General features: G+C 71.2%; 1 protein-coding gene and 1 pseudogene. Both read right to left on the bottom strand.

The window, feature by feature from the left end; genetic code table 11:
* Positions 1-358: pseudogene (locus WH07_RS35825) on the bottom strand (hypothetical protein); the annotation flags it as partial.
* 428 nt (positions 359-786) lie between these two features.
* Entirely contained in the window at positions 787-1,620 is an 834-nt protein-coding gene (locus tag WH07_RS35820; RefSeq protein WP_046509468.1) for an aminotransferase class IV family protein, read from the bottom strand.
* Positions 1,621-1,667: the final 47 nt, after the last annotated feature.

Genomic DNA, 1,667 nt, shown 5'->3' with positions numbered 1-1,667 from the left:
GGGCGGGGGCGACGAAGTGAGCCGCGTCGGAGTCGCGGTGGCGGGGGCTGGAGCCGGTGCCGGGGCCCGGGCCGGTTCCGCGGTGGCTTGAGCGGGTGTCGGTGTCGGTGTCGCCGAGGCCGGAGCCGGTGTCGCCGAAGGCCTTCGAGGCGGACGGCGCGGGCGGGGTGACCGGCTTGGAGCCGTTTCCCATCAGCCAGACGCCGATACAGAGGGCCACGGCTATGGTCCAGCCCGAGCTGCCCCGGTGCCTGCTGCAGTAATAGCCGTAACCCTGCTGGTAGTTGTAACCGTATTTGCTGTCGTAGTCGTAGTCGCAGGTGTCCTTGCAGCGCCGGCGGCCGCGGTAGAAGCTCATGAATCCAGTCCTCCGGAAAGGCGTCCCGAGGGGTGGGGAGATCTCGGGGGAGCGCGGTTCTTCGTCCTCTCAGAGATAACGGGCCCCACGGTGCGTACGCCTGCTGATGGGCGATCAGAAGCGTCGGCCCGATTCGGCGCATCGCGCGGGCGGACCGGCGTTGTCGCAGGTCACGGATGTTGACAGCGGGTGACCAGGGCTGATTGTGCGCCGCGTGCCGAACGGGTGACGGACGGGTGACGGACGGGGCGGGGCTTGCGGGGTGTACGTGGCGGCTCGCCGGCGGTCATCTGTGGGCACCTTCGGTCAGGCGCGGCGGATGCGGTGCGTCTGCGGGCAGCTTCGGTCGGGCGCGGCCGGAAGTGGTGCGTCTGCGGGCGGCTTCGGTCAGGCGCGGCCAGATGCGGGGCATCCGCGGGCACCTTCGGTCAGATGCCGTCCCACTCCACGCCCTCGTACACCTCTGTCACCGTCTTCAGCAGTTCCGCGTCCCCCGGGAAGACCGTCTCGTCGATCCGGCCCACCGGTGCGATCCCCTGCGAGTTGGTGACAAAGGCCGTCCGGAACAGCGGCAGGTCCGCCAGTGTGACCGCGCGCCGGACCGAGGGGATCCCGGCAGCCGGGAGGCGCGGCTTCAGCAAGGCCATGGTGACGCCGGTCAGGGCGGGCGCGTCCGGCCAGACCACCGAAGTGCCGTCCCAGAAGCCGATGTTCGCGATCGCCCCTTCCGACACCACTCCGCCGGGACCGGTGAGCAGCGCGTCGGTGAAACCGGCGAGCTGTGCGACCCGGCCGTAGTGAATCTGGGCGAAGCCGCCGAGATGCTTGATGTGCGGGACCGGGCGCTGGTACGGAACGGACATCATGCTCCGCGGCCGGCGGTCCAGGACAGCCGGTGGCCGTACCGTCACCATCAGGCTCGGGTCACCCGTACCGGTCGGTCCGCCTGGTACGGGTGACCCGGGCACGCCGTTTGTCTCGTCCCGCCAGTGGACATACACCCGGGCCGAGGCGTCCCGTACCCCGTCGAGCGCATGCCGGAGCGCGGCCCGTACCCGCTCGCCGTCCAGACCGGTGCCGAACAGTTCACGGGTCGCCGCGTCGAGACGGGCGAGATGGAGGTCCATGCCGCGCGTCCGGCCGTCCCTGATCTGCATCGCGGTGAAGTGCCCGTAGGTGTCGAGCGCGCGAAGGCGCAGGTCGGCCTCGGTGGCGGGGTGGCCGTCGACCTCGATCAGCAGGCCGGGGGCGGTGCTCGGCACGGTGCTCGGTGCGGTGGCGGGTGCGGGGTCGGGCGTGGTCCCGGGGG

The organism is Streptomyces odonnellii, assembly GCF_000981895.1.
Classification (GTDB): domain Bacteria; phylum Actinomycetota; class Actinomycetes; order Streptomycetales; family Streptomycetaceae; genus Streptomyces; species Streptomyces odonnellii.
The sequence above is the reverse complement of the archived record's forward strand: the minus strand, read 5'-3'. Positions and strand labels throughout refer to the sequence as shown.